Genomic DNA, 9,135 nt, shown 5'->3' on the forward strand with positions numbered 1-9,135 from the left:
AATGCTGCTGAAATTTTACTAGATTAAATAGCTGCGTTAAATTTAAATAGCTAAGCTTTGAAATTTTAAAATTTCGCAGAGCGGATTGGGTAAATTTAAATTTCATCTCCATAAAATTTCGCCGAATATATCGTTTAAATTTATCGTCTAAATTTCACCCTTGCTGCATTAAATTTTAAAAGCCATGTTTAAATTTAGGAGGTTTGGATGAAACATTTATCAAGCGCAAGTCCGTTTGATAATGCATGATGGGAAAGAATAAATTTTTCGGGTTTAACGCCCTTTTTTGCGTCATATACAAGGCAAAATAATGCAAATGAGAAAGAGCGGAAATACTCCGCTCTTTAAAATTTTAGTCGCCGCTTAGATCAAATTTATACGCAGCCTGCAACCATATCTCGTTCTCGTCGAACTTTCTATTTACGCCGCTAGCGTAGTGGTCGCTTCTCTCAAGCGCAGTGTAGGTTACGCCCAAGCTTAGCCCCTTAACGGCCTTAGGAGCGTAGTTTGCCGTTACCGCCCAGCCCTCTACGTCCATGCTGGTGCCGACCTTTTGGCCCGCAGCCCCGCTAGCATTGATATTATTCGTGCCGCCTACTCTGTCTTGATCGCCTTTTACGTAGTGTAGCGCGGTTTTGAAGCCATCTAGGCCAATAGCGCCGAAGTTGTAATCAAACACGACCTTGTGCGTATCCATACCAGCGTATCCTGTGAATACGAACGGACCTCTAATAGGCAGAGCGGTGTATGATCCCGGGCCGTTGCCGACGCCTAAAATAACGGCATCATCATCGCTAACGGTCGTATAGGCATACGATAGGCCGAATCCGAAAAACTCGCTAACCGAGACTCTTGCGCCGAACATATCGCCGTCAAGCCTTCTTGGCTCCAGCCCTCCGTCTACGCGCGAGCCTTTGTAGTTAAGATCAAATCCCAGCTTCAAAACCTCGCCTACCGGCACTTTTACATTTGCCTCGGCAAGATACAGGTTAACGTCGCCGTCTTTTAACGCGTTAGCAGGTTTTACGTCCGTTACCGCTGCGTAAGCGCCGGTTAAAGTAGTATAAGGCAAGGATTTGTTTTGAACATATGCGGAGAAGATATTTTCAAATTTTACGGCGACCGGACCGGTCATATTACCCAGAATCACCCTATCTTTAAACAAAGGAGCCTTTCCTTCGCCTGCCGGAGCGCCCATAGCGGTTTTGCTCCTTCCTTGGAATTTATAAAACCATCCGCCCCACAATGTAGTATCGGGGATATCTTTGTTAGATATCGCCACGCCCTCGAAAGCCTCTTTAAACGCCCTCGTATAGTTGCCAGCAACGAGCGGAGTAACGACATATTGTCTACCCGCCTTTATATCGGTATTTCCTATGCCGTATCCTAGGTATAATTCCGATAATACCGCACCTTTAGTATACCACTCCTTATCGTAGGCGGTCTTATTGCTTGAGCCTACGTGATACGGCATCAACCAGCCCTGTCCGGTAAGCCCTATTCTAAAGCCGTAAAGAGGATCGGTGACATATCCGAGCTCAAGACCCACGCCGAATGCCTCGTAGTCGTTATCGCCCGTAGCGGCTTCGCCTCTATTGTCTACGGTTTTACTGGCGTAAGTAGTCTTTACCGTTCCGCCAAGCTTACCGTTAGTGATCGCCTCGGCTACGCTATCCGCCGCGCTTAGCGAGGATACCGCACATGCGCAAACCGCCGCAGCTAAACTTAGTTTGATGAGTTTCATTCGTAATCTCCTTTCATAAAGATTTACAAATATTTATAAAATGAATTATATCAAACAATCTCGCTGTTTGCGATAAAAAAGGGGGAAATTAAAAATAAAATTACGCAACTTTGTAAAGATTAAATTAATGAGTGGCGGAATTTATAGCCCGATTTATGATTTCATGCTTTGGCGAATATTTTCGGCTTGCGCCCCGACCTCGACTCGCGGATAAAAGCGATCGAAACCTTAAAATTTTCAAAACGTCAAACCGAGCCTCCGGATAGAATTTTACTGAAATCAAAGGGTGAAATTTCGCCGCTTTTAAATTTTAAAATTTAAAAAGCTCGTGAAGTTTGCCTCCGAAATTTATCTTTAAATTTAAAACGCGGCTACATAGATATATGCAGCCGCGCGGAATTTTGCTAGCGGATCGAAGCCCTAAATTTAGATAATCTACAGAGCCTTTGCGATCAGCTCGTTTACGTTTTTGATAAACCCGCTCGGATTTTCCAGCTCCTGCCCCTCGCTAAGGCGCGCCAGATCGTAGATTATCTCGGCTACTTGCGGCAGCATCAGTTTATCGGCCTGCAGCTTTTTGATGATCTCGTGATCGGCGTTGATCTCCAAAATCGGCTTTATTGGCGGCAGATTGCGGTTTCCCATCTGTTTAAGCAGCTGCTGCGTCGCAAAATCGGGATCGTTCTCGTCAAAAACAAGACAGGAAAGCGAGCCGCTTAGACGCGATGAAATTTTAACGTCCTTGACGCGTTCGCCTAAAATTTCTTTGATCTTCGCGGCGATCTCTTTGGCTTGCGGCGTCGCGGCGTAGTCGCTTGCAGCTTCTTGCTTGATCGAAGTCGCATTTTTAACCGGCGTCTTATCAAACTCAAAAACGCCCGGCATCACGATCGTATCGATCTCATCGTCGCAGAGCAGTACCTCCGTGCCCTCGGCGTTAAATTTCTCGATCAGAGGCGAGCTTTTAAGCATCGCGGCGCTGTTTCCCGCGATATAATAGATCTCTTTTTGCTCCGCGCCCATTTTTTCCTTATACTCGCTAAGCGTGATGAGCCCGTCTCGCAGGTTTGATTTGAAAAGACAAAGCTTTAAAATTTCCTCTTTGTTTGCGCCGAAGCCGTAAAGCCCCTCTTTCAAAACCTTGCCGAATAATTCATAAAATTTTATGTATTTTTCGCGATCGTTCTGCAAAAGCTTCTGCAGCTCGGATAGAATTTTTTTCACACTCTGCTCGCGAACGTAGGCTAGAATTCGGTTTTCTTGTAAAATTTCGCGGCTTACGTTTAGCGGCAGATCCTCGACGTCCATTATGCCGCGCACGAAGCGCAGATAGCTAGGTAGCAGCTCTTTGGCGTCGTCGGTGATGAAAACGCGCTTGACGTAGAGCTTCACGCCGCTTTGATAATCGACGCGGTATAGATCGAAGGGCTCGCTACTCGGCACATAAAAAAGCGTCGTGTACTCATGCGTGCCTTCGGCCTTTGTGTGGATATAAAACAGTGGATCGCCGCTATCGTGGCTGATCTGCTTATAAAATTCATTGTAATCGCCAGACTTTAGGCTGCTTTTTGGCAGCTGCCAAAGCGCGCTCGCGCGGTTGATCTGGACGTTTTTGATTTCGCTATGCCCCTGCTCGCCCTCTTTTTGCGCAGGCACGTATTCTTCTTTATCCATAAAGATCGGATAGGGGATGTGGTTGGAGTATTTTTTGATGATGCCTTCCAGCCTATATTCGTCCAAAAACTCCTCATCTTTCATATGCAGGATTATCGTCGTGCCGAAGTCCTCTTTTTCCGCCTTTTCAACCATGTAGTTGCTCGCGTCGCTGCTCCATTTAAAGGCGTCCTGCGAGAGCGGCTTGCGGCTGATAACATCGATACGATCTGCAACCATAAATGCCGAATAAAACCCGACGCCGAACTGCCCGATGAGGTTGCTGTCCTTCGCTGCATCGCCGCTAAGGCTCGCCATAAAGCCCTTCGTGCCGCTGCGCGCGATAGTGCCTAGATTGCTCTCGAGCTCGGCCTCGTCCATACCGATGCCGTTGTCGCCGATGCTTAGCGTTTTGGCCTCTTTGTCGATCTTTATATCGATGCGCGGCACATACGAAAGCGCCTTATAATCGTCGTTCGTAAGGCTTAAGTAGTTTAATTTATCCAGCGCGTCGCTTGCGTTTGAGATCAGCTCGCGCAGGAAAATCTCCTTGTTTGAATAAAGCGAATGGATCATCAAATTTAGCAGATCATTCACTTCGGTCTTAAATTTTTTCTTTGCCATTATACGGTCCTTTTTGAAAATTTTGGCAGATTATATCATGGAGTGCTAATCTTGTCAAGAGAAGAATAAATAAACTTGATATGAATACTATCAAGTTTTGGAAATTTACGCGCATTATACGTGCACGCCCGAAGTATATGAAATTTAAACCCGACTGTGGATTATACAGCGATAACCGATCCGAATTTAACGGTGCATCTACGCTAAATTTGCGAATTCTTTTTAGTCGTAGTTTTTTTTTGAAAATTTCAAAATAAGATGATATAATCCGCCTGGTTTCGATGCGGTTTTGATGATAAAAACGGATGTTTAATTAAAACAAAATTTATCGAGCAAAAAGGATTTCATTTGAATAACGAAGAAATCATACAACGCATAAATGAGCTTAGAGAAAAGCGGAGCAAAAATTTAAAAAGCCCAAATGAAAATGTCTGCGAGACGGATGCTAATACGGATCTAAATATGGACGTCGCTGTAAATTTAGCCGAAAAATCAGACGCAGGTTCGGCTACAAATTTAAGCCAAAAACCGAGCCCTAAGCCCTCCGTCACTACTTTAATGGATAGGCAATCGATCAAAGACGCAGATCTCCACACTCCGCACAAAAATCGCTCTACGCTGAAAATACTCCCTCTCATCATCGTATATATAGTCGCGGTTTTTATAGCGATAAAAGCGCCTTTCCGCACAGAAATTTTGAACGAAACCCAAATTCCTATCAATCAAGCAAACGAAGACGCAAATAAAAATCCTAAAGAAATTTCTATTCGCACCAAAGACGGCACTTTAAAAATGAAAAATCCTGTAAGATTTCGCGAAGATTGCGACGGCGAAGACGGCGATGCCTGCGCCGTGCTTTCGAGCCTTCTGCTACTAAATGGTGAAATTTCGCAAGAAGGCGCCAAAGATCTGCTTAAAAAAGGCTGCTACGAGCTTAACGGCGGCGAAAGCTGCACGAGACTCGCAGGCTACGAGGATAGAGATTCGCAAAAGGGCAGAAAACTGTACAAAAAAGCATGCAAGCTCGGCAATGGCGAAGGCTGCTTTATGTTCGGTTACGTCGCGTATTTTGACGACGATGACAAAGAAACGGGTACGCGATACTTTGAGCGATCGTGTGAGTTGCGATTTGCGGAGGCATGCTATTTTCTAGTAGGAATTTATTCAAATGATCCGGCAAAATCGCAAAGATATCAGGCTCTGTTTGAAAAATATCAACAAGAAAACGACGATGCGATAATCAGCTTTAGGCGCAGATAATTTTACGGCTCAATGCACTTTTGCGCATTGCGTTTGCGAGTTTAAATTTGCGCAAATCAAAAGATGTCCTTTGCTCAGCAAGCATACAAATTTTAAATTTTTGCTCAAACCCAAGCGCCGCGTCAAATTTACACAAACGCAAAAAGTAAAATTCAATCGGTTTATAAACTTAAAACCTCGCGCAGAGGTCGTCTCAAATTTACGCAAACTCATGCTATCCGGCGCGCTTTTAAATTTTACTCATTACGTCGCCAATGATCGCTTGTGCGCCGTTTCGATCCGCAAGCTCAAGCAGTCCTTTGCTCGCGCGCGCCACGTCGAAGCTCTGAATCAAGCCCAAAATCCGCTCGCCGCTTGCGTCCTGCTGGCGTAAAATTTCGCAAAGCCCGCGCTCTTTAAGAAATTTCGCGTTATAAAACTGATGATCCGCCGCTGCGAACGGAAACGGCACAAATATCGCGGGCAGGCCGTTTGCGCAGAGCTCCCACAGCGTGCTGGCGCCGCTGCGTCCGACGCAAAGATCGGCGCTAGCGATAAGCTCGTGCATGTTTTTGCAAAAGCCCACGAGCTGTACGTCAAGGCCCTGCTGCGCGTAGATCTGCGAGATGCGCTCAAACTCGCGCTCGCCGCACTGATGGATCACGCCGTAGCCGAGACCCAAAAGCTTAGGCGCAAGCCCCACGGCAAGCGAATTGATAAAGCTCGCTCCCTGCGAGCCACCCAAAAAGATGACCGTCTTAAGCGCCGTGCGCGGCCGCGCCGTCTCGAAAAAAATATCCGCGATCGGATAAGCAAACGCGGGCTTTTCATAGGAGCTGTAAAACGCGCGAGCAAAGGGCTTTAGCAGGCGGTTGAGCCGCCCGCAGACGGCATTTTGCTCGTGGATAAAAAACGGCACACGAGAAAGGATCGCCGCGATGGATGCGGGCGCCGAGCTGTATCCGCCCACGCTGATGAGCGCGCGGACGCCGTTTTGCTTTAAAATTTTGCGCGCCGCAAGCGAGAGGTGCAGGATATTTAGCAGCGAGGCTAGCTTGGCAAGGCCCTTTTTATCGACGACGCCCGAGCTTTGCAGAAAATAGGTGCGCGCAAAAAGCTCGCTGTTTTCAAACCACGCGCGATCCTGCCCGCGGTTTGAGCCGATAAAGATCGCCTCGATGCCCTGCTTCGCAAGATGGGCGGCTAAATTTTTAGCGATTATCAGATGCCCGCCGGTGCCGCCGCCGCTGATTGCTATGACCATACTTTTCCTTTAAATTTATAAAATTTCGCCCCTAAATTTGAGCCTCGACGCGCTTCGGCGCAGAATTTCAAACGCAAAATTCGCCTCTAAATTTACGCCTAAATTTAAATCGTACTCGCTCCAAAGCCCGCAGAAGCTTTAAAATTTCGCCCTTTTCGACGCCATCAAAACGAGCCCCACCGCAAACGACGCCGCGAGCAGATGGCTGCCGCCGTAGCTCAGAAACGGCACGGCGATGCCCTTGACCGGCGAGATCGACGTGATGCCGTAGGAGTTGATGATAAACGAAAAGAAAAACATAAAGCCGATACCCAGGCAGAAGAGGAAATTTACGTTACTCGGCGACTTGCTCGCGGTCTGAAAGATGCGAAATAGCATCGCATAAAATAGCGCCACGATAAGCAAAATCCCGACGAACCCCCACTCCTCGGCTATACCTGCGAGCACGAAGTCGGTATGCACCTCGCTCAGATATCCTAGCTTAAAGCTTCCAAGCCCAAGCCCCTGCCCGAAAAACTCGCCGTTGCTTATCGCATTTAGCGAGTGTCCGACCTGATACGGCGCGCTAGCGTCCTCTATACGCAGCCCGGCGGCTGTTTCGGGCGACATAAACGACAGCACGAAATCCTGCACGCCACCCCACCACGAGCGCACGCGATCGACCCTGTGCGCGCTCGTGACGATAAAAACATAAGCAAGCCCCAAAATCCCCATAAAGCTAAAGCCGATGAGCTTAAAACTCGTACCCGCGAAAAGCGACATAAAAATCATCGTAAGCCCCAGCACCGCGACCTGCCCCAGATCATTTTGCACGATGGCGACCAGGATCACCACGAAGCCGAAAAGCGCTACGTAAGGAAGCAGCGTCGCGATCTCGCGCCCGATGCTTTTTTTGGAGTGATCGAGCTTGCGCGAGAAGCTCCACGCCAAAAAGTAGATGAAGCCCACCTTGAAAAATTCCACCGGCGCGAGGTTAAAAAACGGCAGTCTGATCCAGCGCGCTGCGCCGTTTACGTCGGCGACCAGGGATTTGGGCAAAAAGCCCATCGCGAGCATCAAAATCCCCATTATCGCAAAAAGCGACATGCACACCGGCGTTAGGCATTTATCGGGATCGGCGCGCGAGACGATCCACATCACCGCGATGCAGGCGATCCCTACCGCGCACTGACGATAAAAAAAATGCAGTGGTGTAGCGCCCAGCAGAAGCACCGTATACGAGCTCAGCGACAGCGAAAATATCATGCCGATCGTAATGAGCGCGCAGGTGAAGTAATATAGCCATTTATCGGTTCTCAATCATCTCTCCGTTTTAAAATTTATTCGCATTTACGCGCGCCGTGCACGCTTCGTCTGCCGCGCGAGGCTCAAACCTCGCATCGCGCCCGCGGCGCACGGCGCCGATCGTGGCACCGCCTTTTGGCGCGCAATGCGATCGTGCATCTTTAGCGTGCGGCACGCATTATTTTTCTCGCACATAGGCGGCTTTATGGCGCACACTACGGGATAGTGCGCAACAAGGTACGATCTCTCGTTATCCCGTAAGACGCGTATTGCCTACGCTCTATTCTAACATATCGCGACGACTTTCGACGCACGCTACGGATAGAGCGCCGCGAAGCGCAATCCACGCCGCTTTTTAAGCGTGCATTTTACTCTCGCGTATCGCGCAGCCTTTCGACACGCGCTGCCGGCCGTAGAGCGCAACCTCGCACTATCTTTAATACACAGGCGGGTGCATTTTACTCTAGCAGGCGTATCGCGGCGACTTTTAGCACGCGATAGTTGCAAAATTTTGCGCCGCAACATCATTGTAAACGACGCGCTCGCGTGCCAATAGATTTTCAACGCGCGGCGGCGTAAACGTGCTGCATCTTACACAATACAGCCATACTGAAAAATGCAACTTGGCTACAAAAACGCGCTTGTACCGCAGGCGGTACGAAATTTCGTTTTAAATTTATTCGCCGCTACGGCGCAAATTTATTAAATTTATACGCGCAGCTAAACAAATTCCATTCAAAATTTTACGCCGCAGAGCATGTAAGCACATTCGTATCGCAAAACATACCGCATGCAGCCGCACTGCGAATTATAACCCGCACAAAACACCGCGCGCCAAACAGCTTTGTCGCGCCGTTCACGATCTATCGGCTTTTGGCGTGTGACACGGGTACTCGCACTGGAAATCAGCCGCTGTGAACGACAACCTCAGTACTCTGCGCATCGACCTTCAAAGTATGAAATCTTTCCGCCAATGTACTCGCGCGCGGGCAAGCCAGTCTGCAGCAACTTCTTCCACTTGCGCAGTCGCAAGACGTTTCATGTCGGCGCGGCGTGATTTAAAATTCAGGTCCGTTGCGGCAAATTTTAAAATTTCAAAATTCCAAAGCCCTAAAAAAGCGAAATTTTAAAATTTTAAATTCTGCTGGTCTTTGTAAATTTATAAAATTTAAAATCGTAAAATTCTTTAGTTCAAATTTTTAAATTTTAAATCCTGTGCCTTTTTCGCTCCACTCGCGCCTTAAAATTTCACGCCGCGATTAAAATTTAACGCCAAGAACACAGCGCACATTAAACTGCGCCTTATAAATTTAGACAGCGAGCATGC

At 47.8% G+C, this 9,135-nt stretch carries 5 protein-coding genes; 1 reads left to right on the forward strand and 4 read right to left on the reverse strand.

Annotated features, from left to right (window positions below):
- Positions 1 to 352: 352 nt before the first annotated feature.
- Positions 353 to 1,744, reverse strand: coding sequence for an OprD family outer membrane porin (locus tag Q0413_RS04790; protein WP_298987807.1), 1,392 nt, complete (start codon positions 1,742 to 1,744; stop codon positions 353 to 355).
- Positions 1,745 to 2,179: 435 nt separating this feature from the next.
- A complete protein-coding gene (gene htpG / locus Q0413_RS04795; RefSeq protein ID WP_298987809.1) occupies positions 2,180 to 4,021 on the reverse strand; it encodes a molecular chaperone HtpG in 1,842 nt (613 codons plus the stop codon).
- Between the two features lie 348 nt (positions 4,022 to 4,369).
- Between htpG and Q0413_RS04800 the strand changes: the two genes are divergently transcribed.
- The gene (locus tag Q0413_RS04800) at positions 4,370 to 5,281 is read left to right on the forward strand and encodes a hypothetical protein (protein ID WP_298987810.1); all 912 of its coding nucleotides are present in this window, start codon (positions 4,370 to 4,372) and stop codon (positions 5,279 to 5,281) included.
- A 229-nt stretch (positions 5,282 to 5,510) separates the two neighbouring features.
- Here Q0413_RS04800 and Q0413_RS04805 read toward each other — a convergent pair whose 3' ends face one another.
- Both Q0413_RS04805 and Q0413_RS04810 read right to left on the reverse strand, forming a co-directional pair.
- On the reverse strand, positions 5,511 to 6,524 hold the full coding sequence (locus tag Q0413_RS04805) for a UDP-N-acetylglucosamine--N-acetylmuramyl-(pentapeptide) pyrophosphoryl-undecaprenol N-acetylglucosamine transferase (RefSeq protein ID WP_298987813.1): 1,014 nt from the start codon (positions 6,522 to 6,524) through the stop codon (positions 5,511 to 5,513).
- Positions 6,525 to 6,662: 138 nt separating this feature from the next.
- Positions 6,663 to 7,823: an FtsW/RodA/SpoVE family cell cycle protein gene (locus tag Q0413_RS04810; RefSeq protein ID WP_298987815.1), complete on the reverse strand. Its 1,161-nt coding sequence runs from the start codon at positions 7,821 to 7,823 to the stop codon at positions 6,663 to 6,665.
- Positions 7,824 to 9,135: the final 1,312 nt, after the last annotated feature.

Source organism: uncultured Campylobacter sp., from assembly GCF_938045465.1.
Lineage (GTDB): Bacteria > Campylobacterota > Campylobacteria > Campylobacterales > Campylobacteraceae > Campylobacter_B.

What these genes read in the sequence shown, in the direction of transcription:
- htpG (WP_298987809.1), bottom strand. Translation starts at nt 4,021, where the DNA reads ATGGCAAAGAAAAAATTTAAGACCGAAGTGAATGATCTGCTAAATTTG.
- Q0413_RS04805 (WP_298987813.1), bottom strand. Translation starts at nt 6,524, where the DNA reads ATGGTCATAGCAATCAGCGGCGGCGGCACCGGCGGGCATCTGATAATC.
- Q0413_RS04790 (WP_298987807.1), bottom strand. Translation starts at nt 1,744, where the DNA reads ATGAAACTCATCAAACTAAGTTTAGCTGCGGCGGTTTGCGCATGTGCG.